General features: G+C 36.1%; 11 protein-coding genes, 3 tRNA genes and 1 pseudogene. 8 read left to right on the top strand and 7 right to left on the bottom strand.

All coding sequences use genetic code 11. From position 1 onward, the window contains the following. Positions 1-120 precede the first annotated feature (120 nt). The 3 genes from ACFIKO_RS03955 to ACFIKO_RS03945 form a co-directional block, all read right to left on the bottom strand. Positions 121-1,446, bottom strand: a complete 1,326-nt coding sequence (locus tag ACFIKO_RS03955; protein WP_375619595.1) for a TolC family outer membrane protein — start codon at positions 1,444-1,446, stop codon at positions 121-123. A gap of 33 nt (positions 1,447-1,479) precedes the next feature. Next, a complete protein-coding gene (locus tag ACFIKO_RS03950; RefSeq protein WP_375619596.1) occupies positions 1,480-2,154 on the bottom strand; it encodes a protein-L-isoaspartate O-methyltransferase in 675 nt (224 codons plus the stop codon). Between the two features lie 220 nt (positions 2,155-2,374). Then, positions 2,375-2,448: transfer RNA gene (locus ACFIKO_RS03945), tRNA-Cys, on the bottom strand. Positions 2,449-2,633: 185 nt separating this feature from the next. Here ACFIKO_RS03945 and ACFIKO_RS03940 point away from each other — a divergent pair. Beyond that, positions 2,634-2,708, top strand: a tRNA-Asn gene (locus ACFIKO_RS03940). Between the two features lie 1,395 nt (positions 2,709-4,103). On the opposite strand, the gene ACFIKO_RS03935 is transcribed toward ACFIKO_RS03940, so the two are convergent. The 3 genes from ACFIKO_RS03935 to ilvA all read right to left on the bottom strand — a co-directional run bounded on the left by ACFIKO_RS03935 (position 4,104) and on the right by ilvA (position 7,621). After that, positions 4,104-5,486: a DEAD/DEAH box helicase gene (locus ACFIKO_RS03935; protein WP_375619597.1), complete on the bottom strand. Its 1,383-nt coding sequence runs from the start codon at positions 5,484-5,486 to the stop codon at positions 4,104-4,106. A gap of 291 nt (positions 5,487-5,777) precedes the next feature. After that, a complete protein-coding gene (locus ACFIKO_RS03930; RefSeq protein WP_375619598.1) occupies positions 5,778-6,308 on the bottom strand; it encodes a hypothetical protein in 531 nt (176 codons plus the stop codon). Between the two features lie 35 nt (positions 6,309-6,343). After that, on the bottom strand, positions 6,344-7,621 hold the full coding sequence (gene ilvA / locus ACFIKO_RS03925; protein WP_375619599.1) for a threonine ammonia-lyase IlvA: 1,278 nt from the start codon (positions 7,619-7,621) through the stop codon (positions 6,344-6,346). 147 nt (positions 7,622-7,768) lie between these two features. Between ilvA and ACFIKO_RS03920 the strand changes: the two genes are divergently transcribed. The 4 genes and pseudogenes from ACFIKO_RS03920 to ACFIKO_RS03905 all read left to right on the top strand — a co-directional run bounded on the left by ACFIKO_RS03920 (position 7,769) and on the right by ACFIKO_RS03905 (position 9,630). Beyond that, positions 7,769-7,854, top strand: a tRNA-Leu gene (locus tag ACFIKO_RS03920). Between the two features lie 443 nt (positions 7,855-8,297). Beyond that, positions 8,298-8,576, top strand: coding sequence for a hypothetical protein (locus ACFIKO_RS03915; RefSeq protein ID WP_375619600.1), 279 nt, complete (start codon positions 8,298-8,300; stop codon positions 8,574-8,576). A 98-nt stretch (positions 8,577-8,674) separates the two neighbouring features. Next, entirely contained in the window at positions 8,675-9,016 is a 342-nt protein-coding gene (locus ACFIKO_RS03910) for a hypothetical protein (protein WP_375619601.1), read from the top strand. A gap of 265 nt (positions 9,017-9,281) precedes the next feature. Then, positions 9,282-9,630, top strand: a pseudogene (locus ACFIKO_RS03905) (hypothetical protein). Here the strand turns inward: ACFIKO_RS03905 and ACFIKO_RS03900 are convergent. Further along, positions 9,621-9,872, bottom strand: a complete 252-nt coding sequence (locus ACFIKO_RS03900) for a hypothetical protein (RefSeq protein WP_375619602.1) — start codon at positions 9,870-9,872, stop codon at positions 9,621-9,623. The pseudogene ACFIKO_RS03905 and the gene ACFIKO_RS03900 sit on opposite strands and share 10 nt — an antisense overlap. Before the next feature lie 1,042 nt (positions 9,873-10,914). On the opposite strand from ACFIKO_RS03900, the gene ACFIKO_RS03895 reads away from it, so the two are divergent. The 3 genes from ACFIKO_RS03895 to ilvC all read left to right on the top strand — a co-directional run bounded on the left by ACFIKO_RS03895 (position 10,915) and on the right by ilvC (position 15,031). Then, a complete protein-coding gene (locus tag ACFIKO_RS03895) occupies positions 10,915-12,036 on the top strand; it encodes an ATP-dependent RecD-like DNA helicase (protein ID WP_375673347.1) in 1,122 nt (373 codons plus the stop codon). A gap of 85 nt (positions 12,037-12,121) precedes the next feature. Next, complete coding sequence (locus ACFIKO_RS03890; RefSeq protein ID WP_375619604.1) at positions 12,122-12,856, top strand: pyridoxine 5'-phosphate synthase; 735 nt, start codon at positions 12,122-12,124, stop codon at positions 12,854-12,856. A 1,155-nt stretch (positions 12,857-14,011) separates the two neighbouring features. Further along, positions 14,012-15,031 (top strand): ketol-acid reductoisomerase, encoded by a 1,020-nt coding sequence (gene ilvC, locus ACFIKO_RS03885; protein ID WP_375619605.1) that lies wholly within the window; start codon positions 14,012-14,014, stop codon positions 15,029-15,031. Positions 15,032-15,034 lie beyond the last annotated feature (3 nt).

The following is a 15,034-nucleotide window of genomic DNA, read 5'->3' as shown; positions in this document are numbered from 1 at the left end:
CGCAATTTTCTACACTTATAAATAACATCTCACCGTTCTATTTTTGAACATATTCAACTATTGATTTACTAATCTTTTAAAAACTAAAATAATTTAAGATTAAAGAGATACTTTTACGCATTATCGGATATATTTAATTGTTTTTAAACCTAAATAATTTGCAGTCAGTCTACCAATAGAAGATTGAACACTATAGCTTGCCACAACAGCATTACGCTCCGCCATTGCAAGCGCAATCTGAGCATTAATCAATTGAGTACGAGAATTTAAAACATCCAGCGTCGTTGCTTGCCCTACGCGATTTTCTTGAACACGGCCTTTCAGAGCAATTTCAGCAGCACGAACACTTTCACGGTAAGCAATAACAGATGAGCGTGCACCCTCCAACTGAAACCAAGCAGAAGTAAGTACTTGCCTAGTATTACTATGCGCCAAATCGAGTTGAAGCTGCGCCTGTCCAAGCTGTTCCCTTGATTGACGAATTTGCGCAGACGTACGCCCTCCTTCAAAGATTGGGACACTTACTGACAATCCTATTGATTTAGAAACTCCATCCTCTCCAGCACCGCTGTAGATTCGATTATAAGATGCTGTTGCAGAAAAATCAACTTTAGGGAGCAGCGCCCCTTCTTTCGCCTTTACATTGTAAACACTCGCATTGACTAAATATTTAGCATAAAGAATTGCTGGATGCATCACAACGCTCATTTGGTAAGCCATATCAAGGTTGACGGGAAAATCTTTGGCTACGGGGGGGCGTTTTAACTTTTCAGGATCAGAACCAATAACTTGTCGATACACTGCCTCTGCTGCTTTTACATCAGCACGAGCAAGACTCAACTCTGAAACAGCCACGGAACGTGCAGCTTGAGCTTGAGCAAGATCAACATGCCCTCCTTCACCCACATCAAATTTTGCTTTATTGGAACGAACTTGTTCTTCAAGAGCTGCCAAATTTTCTCTTCGAAGATCGGCAACACGACGTGCGTGATAGACATTAGCATAAGCGGTCACTGTCTCCAAAAACGTATTTTGTTCAACATTACGAAGATATTCACGCTGAGCCTGCAACTTAACTTGAGCTGAAGAAAAGATATTTTGCGTGATAAAACCATCAAATAATCTTTGATTTAATCTCACGCCTATAGATCCAGAAGTGACATAAGGACCTGTAAAAGACTTATTCCGACCATAGTTCCCAACCCCCTCAACTTGTGGCAATAACCCTGATCGCGCAATGACAACATCATCACCGGATATACGCACAGCTGCACGTTCACTATTCAACTTAGCATTATGCTTATAAGCCTTAGAAAAGGCATCCATCAATGTTTCAGCACAAACAATATCTGATAGTAAAATACTCAACACCAGTAATAAACACACCTGAAACTTCTTGTTTATTCTAAACACAATACACACAATAACAAACCCCAAATAAATCACAAAATTATCTTTTATTCACAAAACAAACAAGCACTAAAACACAAAACCAGGTGTTTTAAAAAAACAAGGAAGAGGCTTTACAGCGAGGTTAAAAGCACGACGTGCCGAAATGATCCCATCTTCTTTTATATAGATTTGTGCAACAGCAGCATTTCCATACCCTTCAACCACAACAAGACGTCCACAGTCTTTCATTTGATCAAAGATACCTTGTGGAATAAAATCAACAGATCCCTCAAAGAAAATCACATCATAAGGTCCCTCAACGGCATATCCTTGCTCTAATGGACCATGAACAGCAACCACATTATCACATTGATTACGTTCTAAAGCTTCAAGAGCACGTTCAAAAAGAGATTTATTACTTTCCAACGCAATCACAGACCCTGCAAGTTTTGCAAGCAACGCTGCACAATAACCACTATTTGCACCAATATCTAAAACAATATCTGATGATTTTACAGCAGCAAGCTGTAATAATTTTGCTAAAGATGCAGGTTTCATCAAATAGCGTGCAGGACCCCCATCTTGTACTGGACATAGAACAATATCGGTATCAAGATAACTTAATACTTTCATATCTTCCGCTACAAAATCTTCACGAGATACCGTTAAAAATGCTTCAAGAACTGATAAATCCGTTACATCGACTGTACGAATTTGATTGTCAACCATTTTGCGACGAAGTTCAGCAAAATCTGCAACCATAACGAATATTTTCTCCTAACCTACAAAAAACAAACAAAACAGCGACAATGATGGACGAAGACCTCTTAAACTATGAGCGTTACGAAAAAGGATGCCACACTCAACCGTTAGATTTTAACTGTATGATCTCTCATAAAAAAGTGTCTTCACAACTATAGAGGGAAATAATCTATTTTCCTATACCTCATCTCCCCTAAAAGCCGTTTCGTTTAAAATCGGCTGGAGGCCTCGCCCGGAATCGAACCGGGATACAAGGATTTGCAGTCCTCTGCGTAACCATTCCGCCACGAGGCCTCGTCAACAAACATAAAGGTTTCAATAAGGGAAGGCAACGCATCCGTCAAGGTGTAGAAATCTTCTCTCGCCTTTTTTCCTCTTATTACACAATTTATCATATTTTTTAAAAAAAAAGTAATTTTATCCTTTGCAAATCAGTATTGCTTTGCTATAGCCTTCTCAGCTAAATGATTGGGCACCGTTCCCCGGTAGCTCAGCGGTAGAGCAACCGGCTGTTAACCGGTTGGTCGCTGGTTCGAATCCGGCCCGGGGAGCCACTCTTCTTTTATTCCATGTAGTTTATTGTTTTTTCTAAAGCTTTTAGACATGAGGGATTCGTTAATAAAAGTGAGGGAATAGGATTTTTGCAATAAAATAGAAACGCAATATCCTACGGGATGTGTTTTTTGCAATAAACGCAAAAAACGTTTGATTCATTTTAAAATAGCACAAATAAGATTACTTTTTTCAAACCACCGCGCCTCTATAAGAGGGCTCTACAATTATTTGCACATTATAAATTACGATTTCTTTCATCAGAGATGAATTATTAAGTTCCATCAGCAATGAAACGGTCTCATATATTTTTTTCCAAAGAAAGAATAATTTGTACTCAATAAAGCAATTAAACTTTAAAACCTGCTCATGAATCAATCATCTTGAAAAATGGAAGAAACAACAATCAAGGTCATATATTATCTCCATACACCCCACATAACCTCCTTCCCATCCTAAAAGCAAAAAATATAAAACAAGTCTGTAAACACTCCGACGTCTTATCTAACAGGTTGTTCCTCCTGCTAACCACTTCAACGCTTTACAAACAACCTTGCCTTGGATATTCCTCACACTGTCATAAAACATTTAATATATAAAGTCTTATAGGCTTTATACCCCCCAAAAATAATAGTGTTTTACAGTAAAAACCAAGATAACAAGCTAAATTGTTAAGAATCCTGAGAAAGCCTTCAGAAATCATGACATTCTTGCTATTGTATTATGCAGTCACATGCTTTTTTAAAGAGATATCTCTTAAATTCCCCCCAAGCCCATTTCACAATGACTCCCGTAAATGGTATAAAATGAAATCGGTTAATCATCCCATCTTTATTTATAATAAAAGCCATACCATCATACTATTTTCCAACTCTCAATCTTAGCAATACCCCTTGCCTTTGAAAGAGTTTATAAGAATCATTTTATTTATTTCTCAAATGTTTATCTATACAATAATTTCACATCTAACGTGCAAATTAATACTTTTGATTGATCCACATAAATAGCTTCAAAATAAAAAAAAATTACGATATAATGAATTATTCAATATATAAAACAATGAGTTATTATTAGACATCAATTTTTAAAATTAAAAGTTACCATTAAAGATAAAACACATCTTTTAAAAAATAGATTTTATATAAATAAAATCTATTTTCATTCCCATTTTAAAAAATGGGAATGAAGAAAATAAATAATCACCTCTACAATAATAACTTCTTTTTAAAAGATTTTTAAATAATCCAAATACTTAGAGGTTTTCATTTTTTAAAAATGAAAACCTCTAAAAGACCTTCTTATTTTGGTAAGAGTATTTTATACCTCTTTTCAATTATTGAGAACAAATCAACAAAAGTAAAAAATCTCCAGTACATAATCTTTTTTCAAGACTTTATCTAGGCAGCTTTTTTAACTGATTTTCGAAAACGAAAAGGCTTTGCCCGCTTTGCCACCGCTTTTGCTTTTTTATGCCTCTCATTTGGAGATGAAGAACTCTTCCGCTGCAACTGTGCGGCATCATCTTTTCGACCTAAAAACTGTTTTTGACGTTTAGATTTTTTAAAACGGCGTTCCTTATCATTTTCTTTTTCTCTACTTTCTAGCACAATTGGCTTTTCTGGAAACGCTGCAAATTGTTCTGGAACAGACTCAGCCACCAATTTCATACGAATCAAGCGCTCTATAGCACGCAACCGTTCTCTTTCTATCTTCTCATCAAAAAGTGTAAGTGCTTCACCAGATGCACCATTACGTCCTGTACGACCAATACGATGTACATAACTTTCAGCTTCATCTGGTAAGTCATAATTAATAACGTGGCTTATCCCTGGTATATCAATACCGCGTGCAGCAATATCTGTTGCCACAAGGATCTGCACAGATCTTTCACGAAAAGCTTTTAAAGCAGACTGGCGAGCACCTTGTGATTTATTCCCATGAATTGTTGCGACTGAATATCCTATCTTTGCCAAACTACGTGTAACAGAATCAGCCCCATGTTTAGTTCGGGTAAAAACAATAACTGAATTAAAAGCTGGATTTGTCAAAAGTTTACTTAAAACATTCTTTTTTTCATTCGTCGGAACACAATATAATTTTTGGCAAATCCCTACAGCCGTAGTACCTTGAGGAACAACTTCAATTTTAACAGGATCATTGAGTAAACATTTTGCAAGCACAGCAATTTCCCTCGGCATTGTTGCAGAAAAGAGTGCTGTCTGACGCTCTTGATGCAAAAGCTTTGCAATTTGCTTGACATCATGAATAAACCCCATATCCAACATACGATCTGCTTCATCCAAAATCAAAAAACGAGATTGGGAAAGATCAACACACTTTTCACGAACAAGATCTCTCAAACGCCCTGGAGTCGCTATCAAAACATCCACACCTGCTTCCATACGTTTAATTTGTTTTAAACGTGATACGCCCCCAAAAATAAGACATGTTGAAAGATGAGCTCCCTTCGCCGCGGTACGAATTGTTTCATCAATCTGGACAGCAAGTTCACGCGTTGGAGCTAAAATCAAAGCGCGTGCAGTTTTAGGACAGCGTTTATCACCCAAAGCCAAAATCTGACTTAAAATAGGTAAACCAAATGCCAAGGTTTTTCCAGAACCTGTCTGAGCAACACCTAAAATATCGTGTCCTTTCAACATTACTGGAATAGCTTGTTCTTGTATAGGTTTAGGTTTACTCATCCCAGCAATGAGTAAATTTTTAATCAAAAGAGTAGGCAAACCTAACTTTGTAAAAACATTTTCTTCTTTTATAGGCAAAATACAATCTTTCCTCAGCTGAAGAACTCAAAACAAGTAACCAACTGAACTCTCCACTCAAGAATCCGCGCAAGAGAAATCCCTGACATTTTAAATGAAGCAACGCTTAAAAAACGGCTTGCGCAGCTCATGAGCACCTTGAAATCAAGATAAAGGCGTATAAACTTCACTTTATAAAAAGCCAACAAACCAGCCTAAATGCCTTCATCCCCATTATCCTTGGATTATGATAAAAAAGCAAGAACTTTACGAAATACATTTATCATGAATAAAAAACAATATTTAGATCGTTTACTTTTTGATGATTGTGTCCATCGGTAAATGTATCTTGATAAAATCAGGATAAATCTCGAGAAAAACTGGATTTTGTAAAGTTTTTTGACCGCCATAAATTAAATACCATTGGGTTTTATCAAAAATCGCCAAAGTTTTATATCGAATGATGCGATCCTTCATCTCAAGAACTGTTGGAATTAAAGCATACAAAGTACCGTTATCAGTTTGTAAATACTCTATATTTTCTTTATCTAAATAATAAGCATCAGAAGGCAAATCCTCAAATTTCCTATGCAACTGTTGAAGAAAATCACTACGTAAAGCACTCTCTGTTGTATTCAATCGATGTGCCATCTCTTTATAAAGTCGCTCAGGCATATAACGAGAAATAGGTGTAAAATCCCTATTTTTTATAGCGTGATTGACATCAATAACAACTCTTGAAAGTTCAGCTTTTTGTATTATTGTGGGCTGAGATGCTAAACTCTGTTGATTAACAATCAAAAAGAAAAATAGACTCAGCACCAAATAAAAAATAGGTCTCATCATTATACTTCTTGTTTTAGTAAAATTTCAGTTTCTCAAATAACGAAATCAAATAACGTTTGATCATCAGTAATATCACGATAACGCCAACCTAACGCTTGAAATTTTTCCTCTAAAAGACAAAAATTACCGTGTTTTTTTGTTTCAATCGCAACCAATACAGAACCAAAGTTTCTCGCTGATTTTTTAAGATATTCAAAACGTACGATATCATCATCTGGTGATAATGTGGAAAGAAAATGACGCAATGCACCAGGATGTTGCGGAAAACTAAAAATAAAATATTTTCTCAACCCTTGGAAACGTAAAGAACGCTCTTTAATTTCTGGCAAACGCTCAAAATCAAAATTACCTCCTGAAATAACGAGAAGAATTTTTTTTCCCTTTAACTCTTGAGGAGGAATACTGTTAAGCGCGTCAATCGATAAAGCACCAGCCGGTTCAAGGACCACACCTTCAACATTAAGCATTTCGACCATCGTAGAACAAACGCGATTTTCAGGAACCGTAATGACAGAATCAGGGGAAAATTGCTTTAGAATTGTATAGTTTAGCGCACCAATTTCAGCCACAGCAGCACCATCTACAAAAGTGTCAATACTTTCAAGCTTGACGCGTTTTCCACTCTCCAAACAAGCAAGCAAACTTGCAGCTCTTTGCGGCTCAACAAAACGAAGCTTTGTTTTCCAACCATATTCATGTAAAAACTTGCTCACCCCACTTGCCAATCCCCCCCCCCCTACTGGCACAATCATTAAATCTGGCTCACTTTCTCCATTGAGTTTTTTCCATTGTAAAGCAGCTTCACAGAGCACTGTTGCCTGCCCCGTAATAATGCGAATATCATCGAAAGGTGGAGCCATTACACCACCGCTCTCCACGACAAAGGCTTGCGCAGCTTCATAACATTGATCAAATGTTTCACCAATCAAACGAATATCAATGAATTCTTTACCAAAAATACGTGTTTTCTCAATTTTTTGTTGTGGCGTTGTCATCGGCATAAAAATCACGCCTTTACGTTTAAAATAACGACAAACAAAAGAAACCCCTTGCGCATGATTCCCCGCTGAAGCACAAACAAATGCAGAATCTGGTGATAGACTGCTAAGCATTTCTGAAACAAAATTGAAAGCACCACGAATCTTATAAGACCGCACCGGTGTTAAATCTTCACGCTTTAAATAAATTTCTGCATCATACTTTTGACTAAGAAAATCATTTCTTTGAAGTGGTGTTTCAGCAAACACGTGATGCAATCCCACCATAGCTTTTGTGACGTCTTGAATAAATTGACTCATAACACTAATCATTTCATGCTTTATTTATATTATAAAAGCTTTTTCTAGCGATAAAGAAAACTATTGTCAGTCAAAATTTCACTAAAAAAATGAAAAATGTTTCTTTTGTTATTAATTCTTGATTCAATAAAAGATATAGCTTATGAGAGAACTCTCATCGCGGACGTGATGAAAACGGTAAACATAGCAGACTTAAAATCTGCCGGTCAAAGACCTTGCGGGTTCAAGTCCCGCCGTCCGCACCAGAACATCTTAATTCCCCTTATTTCCCAATGATTTATTAAAAATAAACAAAAATTAAACCACCTTCTAAACCACCTTTCGCAACTCCATTATAACGCTATCAGATGGCACCGCGATGATGCTAAAATACGAATCATTGCTGCTTTTTGAAGTCCTTTTTTAGCACTTTGAACTCCTCTTCGTCTTTTAGGGTGGAGAGGCAGTCAATTTTGATTTCCTCATCCTTAAGATGAGGAAATCAATCATGTTTTTAACGTTAAGCAGCTTTCACAACAAGACTTGGTAAAATCGCTTAGCTTCTGTTGTAACTGATTTGTAATGCTTAAACTCTTCTTCGAGGTCATTTGCATCTAACAAACGTCTCATCAACACTCCTAAGATTTATCCAACACCAGCAGCACCATTCACGCTCTTAACAGGAGTAAGATAATATGAAGAAAAGTAAGTGAGCTATGGAATAGAGATAGATCTGAGTTTAGTAATAGCAGTTGTTATTTATTTTATTGCTAATTTTGGGTTGGCTTATACTCTTTATAACTCTTGTAAAACGACGCAAAGGCTCAGAAAAAAGATAGATGAAAAAGACAAAATAATAGATAAAGAAGCTGAAATAATACATGCACAAAAAGATGTAACTCAAAAACAAGAAGAATCAATGCGAAGATTAACTGCTTCTAAGATTATTTTTCCTCGAATGGCAGTAAAAAATTTGGCCAAAAAGTAGTTTTAAGTATTTTCTCACAAACATTTTTTCAAGACAGGCAATCACAACATCTCTGTCATAGCGCACATATAAATACGCAACAGCCTTAATGGGGGAACATGAGCATCAATGCACAAACCATTCTCTGCCTTGATCTAGATACCAAGACAGGCTGGACAATTTCTCGTGTAGACCGCAATATAACAAGTGGCACTGTCAATTTTGAATCCTATCGTTTTGAAGGCGATGGTATGTGCTATTTGCGTTTTCAGCAATGGCTTACAAAAATGAAGGTAACAACAGACAAAGGCAATGCCTCAAAAGAAGAAATGATTAACGCGGTGTGTGCAAAAGGACATGCGCTACAAGATCACTTGAAAAACAGTCTTTTGGCGAAAGCCAATCTTGTACGCAAGGCTGTTTTGAACATCCGTGAAAAAAGGCTGAAAAAAAGGCAATGAGAGAGAATTCAAGACCACTCACGTTGATTGAAAAGAAAAATCTTGAAGGGATTTTAAATGGTCTTGGAGGAACAGTGAAAAACATTGCAGGTTAGTAAACTAGGGAAAATTGCTGATCTTTTTGTGATTAGATATGCGTTTAAATCGACATAAAGGCACCGTACAAAGCGATTTAAGATTTTATGATAAAAAATTTATAATATAAAACGCTCTGTACGGTCAAATTTGAGGCAAATAGACAAATTTGTAAAATTAGGATTAAAGCATGTTCATTATAAAACATCTATTCTTAAAAAACCGTAAACAGCCAATGCAAAAGAGGTTTATTGCAACGGCTGTTGGTTATGTTCCTTGGGGGGAACAGAGCAGAGGAGTATTTTTACAACCTCTACAAATATGAAGACGGCACAAGAGAATGTGAAAAGTTTGATGGCGGGCAGTATTATACCACACCAGAAAATGCGGATTTTAGTACCAAAGCGCAAGTAAAAGCATGGGTTTACGGTGGTGCTATTCTAAAAAACGTTCTCAATTATGAACCTCTTATAGACGAGATCAATAGAGAGATCAAAAAACTATCGAAAACTGCAGGAAATCAATATGTTTACAGATAAGAAGCTAAGAGCCTTGTTTGGCAGATTAATTTTAAATTTGGCAGTTTCAGGAGAAGATTTTTATCAACTATAGTCCGCTCTCTGATTAAGATAAGAATATCTATCTCTTTGAGCTTATCTTCTAAATCACATTCTTTAGCTAAATTATTTATAACCAGCACTTCATGCGATTTCATTAATTTTGTAATAGACTGTAATGTTAGAGTGGCTTTTTGATAGTCATCTGGAATTAATATTTTCAATTTAAATCTCTCGTTTCATTCATCAATATTCGAGCTCATTATTTCATTTCTAAAACAACCAAAAAGCAATCTCACCGCTGATATTTTGATATAACGCCAAGCCTATTAACAAATTATACCCTTTGATTTCATTGTTATTTCTAGCAATAAGAATAGCATTAATCAGTTAGTTTTTATAAACTTTAAAACATTGCGACGAAAAGAAAAAGTTTGACTCGGTAGATGGAGAATTGCGCTTTTCTCATATTCTAGAGGACAAACCTGAAGTGCTACGCTGGACTGAAACCCATGTCCCAGTTTTCTTATAATAGACTACCAAGAAGGCCATACTTACGAATCAGATTTTATTGTCGAAACAGAAAAAGCTACATATTTGTGCGAGATAAAGCGTGCTTCATATAAGCGTGATGCCTCTCTTTGTTCGTTGAGATATAACTTATTTGTAACATGAAGAGTAAATTTATTAAAATCATGATAAGAGGGAGATAGGAACTTTATAGGTGTATCATCATAGGATTAAGTCGTTTTGTTGAGAGCTATTTCTATTTCTGCCAAAAGATTTTTGATATATTTAATTATTATTTCGTAATAGTGGATGTACTTTATTTTTATGTGCAAGAAAGCTGAGTGATTGTGTAAAATAGTATTCATAAAATTACATTATTCTTAACTTGTTAAGGACATTTTTTCTAGCGAGGCTTTTGCAATTGCAATGCTCTTTTTTATTCTAAATTTTGGTTAGAAAAAGTGTATATAGGTGTTATTTTAATTTAAGATATGCATATTCCATTGTTGGTGTTAGTGTTGTAAAAAATGATATTTTATTTGATATAAGTATAAGGTGTTACCAAGAAGATCGATGTATAGATAAAATTTAGATTGTTACAATATCTTGAAAAAGCAATGGGTAAATAATTGATAATTGTGCTACGAAAGTTGTTAGATGGGTGTGTGTCAGCAATTCTTAATAAAAAAATTTTTCTTGATAGTCGTTTTTTTTCAAAATACTGCTCTTTTTATGCAAATCTTATGTTGGTAAGCTATGCAGTTTTCACGGGAACAAGATAGTGCATTGAAGGCTGTTTCTGCGTGGTTGAAAGAGGGACGTTCTCCACTTTTTCGCCTCTTTGGCTATGCGGGGACGGGTAAGACAACGCTGGCACGCTATTTTGCAGAAACAGTTGATGGTTCTGTTCAGTTTGCGGCGTTTACAGGCAAAGCGGCACAGGTTTTGCGCTCTAAAGGTGCCAGTAATGCTTGTACTATTCATTCCTTGATTTATTGTCCTCGTGGGGAAGAGGAAGTTTCCGATGAAGTTACGGGAAAGAAGTCTATTGCGCCGACATTTGCATTAAATCGGAGGAGTGCGGCTGCACAGGCTAAGCTCATTATTGTTGATGAATGTTCGATGGTAGATGAAAAATTGGCGCGTGATTTAATGAGCTTTCGGACGCCAATTCTTGTTCTTGGTGATCCAGGTCAATTGCCTCCTATATCAGGTGGAGGATTTTTTTCTAATGGAGAACCAGATTTTCTTCTTTCAGAAATTCATCGGCAAGCGCGGGATAATCCGATTATACGTCTTGCTATGGATGTGCGTGAAGGACGCGATATTGCTTATGGTGACTATGGAGAAGCTCGCGTTGTTACACGTAAAGAGGTCAATCAACAATTGGTTTTGGATGCTGATCAGGTATTGGTAGGGGTTAATCGTACGCGCTACCTTTATAATCAGCGTTTGCGTGTATTAAAAGGATTTACAGCAGATTATCCACAAGCAGGAGACAAGCTTGTGTGCTTGCGAAATGATCCTACTAAAGATTTGTTGAATGGCTCTTTATGGAAGGTGATGACTTCACAGAAGGAAACAGTTAAACCAAGTATCAATCTTCTTGTGAAACCAGAAGAAAGTGAGCGTGGGGTAGCAAAGATTAAATTGTTAAAAGCAGCGTTTGAAAACCCTGATCAAGAAATTTCATGGCAATTAAAAAAGCGATATGATGATTTTGATTATGGGTATGCATTAACGGTTCATAAAGCGCAAGGTTCTCAATGGAATAACGTCGTTTTGTTTGATGAAAGTTTTGCATTTCGTGATATGTATGCGCGCTGGCTTTATACAGGAATTACGCGCGCAGCAGAACGTTTAATGATTGTTCGATAGAAAAAAATATATATATTATCTAAGTTTCAGATGGAAAATGCCTTTTTTCTATCTTGTTACACATTATAGAAAAATGGAAATGGGTATGGCGGTAAAACTTTCGGTTAATCTTAATGCTGTTGCTGTTTTGCGTAATCGACGTAATCTTCCGTGGCCAAGTATCACGAATATTGGGCATATAGCGCTTGCTGCTGGAGCAGCAGGTTTGACGGTTCATCCACGCCCCGATGAAAGGCATATTCGTTTTGCGGATTTGCCAGATATATACTGTTTAATCAAGAACAATTTTCCTACAGCTGAGTTTAATATTGAAGGTTATCCCAGTGATCAATTTTTGGATATCGCTGAAAATTACGCGGATCAGATTACCCTTGTTCCTGATGATCCAGCGCAGTCAACGTCTGATCATGGTTGGAATTTTGCTCATGATGCAGAATTTTTAACACCTATTATTCAGCATTTGAAAAAAAGAAAGATTCGTGTATCACTTTTTGCTAATCCTACGATCGATGGTCTTGATATTGCTAAAGCAATAGGGGCTGATCGTGTGGAATTTTATACTGGACCTTATGGGGGGGCATTTCAGGATAAGATAAAACAGGATCAAGAGCTCAATAAACTTGTTTTAGCAGCAAGAAGAGCAAAAGAGTTGCAGTTAGGTATGAACGCAGGGCATGATCTGACGCTTATGAATCTTCCTGCTCTTGTCAAAAACATTCCTTGGCTTGATGAAGTTTCTATTGGCCATGGGCTCATTGCCGATGCATTAGAGTATGGAATGCGTGATACTGTTCAGCGTTTTATCCGGTTATTATCGTAATCTTTTTCTCTCTATGAAATAGAAAGAGAAGTTTTTATAAAGCTTTGCCACTTTATCTTAAAAAAAATAATATATGTTTAGATAAATAGCACTATTAGCGTGCATTATAAATATTCTATTGTTGCTCTGTTTATTGGTTGCTTTCTATCTTTTGTTTTTGAGTGTATGAGATGTTTTTTATTTGTATTATCTATTAGGGAGAAAAAATAGGGGTTGGAAAGTATTTTCCTTGTAAAGGAATGCGTAGGATTTTTATGGATCAATACACAAATTTTCTTTATGTTTGAGCTCATTTTACGAGTTATCTGTAAATAGTATAACGTAAAATCTCTATGGATGATATGAAGTCTATTGCTATCATCATTTTATTGGCTAATTTAATATTGTAGCAGTTTTTGGCATATAAGGGTTTTGATGATTTCATCATGAACAGATTTAAAATCAGAAAATGCTTTTTATGAATAGGCTTAATGCAATAAGAGCTGTCAAATAGAATGATGATATCGACTTGTAGCTTTATGAAGTAAAGAGAGTGGTGTGCAATAAATCTTTTAGGCGATTATAGGGGACTTTTGAAAAGGGCTCGAGCACATTAAAAGTTTTTTATAAGACGCCATAAATGAATAACATAATGTCAGTATGGGGGTGTTCTTTTTCGCGTGAGAAGCGCGGATATTAAAGAACGTAAAAAGTAAAAACGTCCTCTCTATTATTCTAAAGATATTTTTGTATATGCTTTTAAAAATTGTATTAAAACAATACTTGTTATTTTGTAATTTTTCTTGCTATCCGTATTGATTTGGTTCATGTTAAAAATTGTATATTGTATCTTAATTTTTAGAATATAGTGTTTTGTTGCACGATAGAAGAGTAAAATATTAGCAAATATATTTTCTTTAAAAATCTTGTTTTGTGTAATTATTGTTTTTGTGGAATAGCAGTTGAAGTTGATTTGGGGATCCGTATATGTTTTGGGAATGTTTGGGGACTACAGTTTTTTTATGCAATATGTAAACTTTAAAATTATTCAATTGCTATGTTCGTATAAGCGGTGTTTTTTGTCTTTATAAGTGTGTGATGCACTGAAGATAATGTTTCTTATTTAATAAAAATAATCTGAAATCCAGTTTAAATAGAAAAAGAAGGAAGTTTTTTATGCGTGTTTATTATGATCGTGATGCGGATGTTAATCTTATTAAAGGAAAAAAAGTAGCCATTGTTGGTTATGGTTCTCAAGGGCGTGCGCACGCTTTAAATTTGAAAGATTCCGGTGTTAAAAATGTGCAAATAGCTTTGCGTTCAGGGTCGGAAACAGTTAAGAAGGCTATGGCCGATGGTTTTGAAGTGGTGAGTGTTGCGGAAGCTGCAAAATGGGCAGATCTCATCATGATGGCAACACCAGATGAATTGCAAGCTGATATTTATAAAGAGCATATTCATGATCATTTACGTGACGGAGCAGTAATTGCTTTTGCGCATGGTTTGAGTATTCATTTTGGTTTAATTGAGCCTAAAAAAACAGTTGATGTTGTAATGATTGCTCCGAAAGGACCAGGTCATACAGTGCGCAATGAATACCAACGTGGTCGCGGTGTTCCTTGCTTAATTGCGATTGCACAAGATGCTTCAGGGCATGCTCATGATGTAGCGTTGTCTTATGCATGTGGTCTTGGTGGTGGACGTGCTGGGGTGATTGAAACAACATTTAAAGAAGAATGCGAAACTGATCTTTTTGGTGAACAAGCCGTTCTCTGTGGTGGTCTTGTTGCGCTTATTCGCGCAGGTTATGAAACGCTAACGGAAGCAGGTTATGCGCCGGAAATGGCTTATTTTGAATGTTTACATGAGGTTAAATTGATTGTTGATCTCATCTATGAAGGTGGTATTGCAAATATGAATTATTCAATTTCCAATACGGCTGAATGGGGCGAATATATGTCTGGTCCACGCGTGATTACTGATGAAACAAAAGCAGAAATGAAGCGTATTTTAAAGGATATTCAGACGGGTAAATTTACGTCAAATTGGATTCAAGAGTATAAAGCCGGTGCAGCTCATTTTAAAGGCATGCGGCGTTTAAATGATCATCATCCTATCGAAGAAGTTGGCAAAAAACTCCGTTCTATGATGCCTTGGATAAAATCTAACGCTTTGGTTGATAAAGAGCGTAATTGAAGC

It is taken from the genome of Bartonella sp. TS82HLJMH (assembly GCF_042193495.1).
Classification (GTDB): domain Bacteria; phylum Pseudomonadota; class Alphaproteobacteria; order Rhizobiales; family Rhizobiaceae; genus Bartonella; species Bartonella grahamii.
The sequence above is the reverse complement of the archived record's forward strand: the minus strand, read 5'-3'. Positions and strand labels throughout refer to the sequence as shown.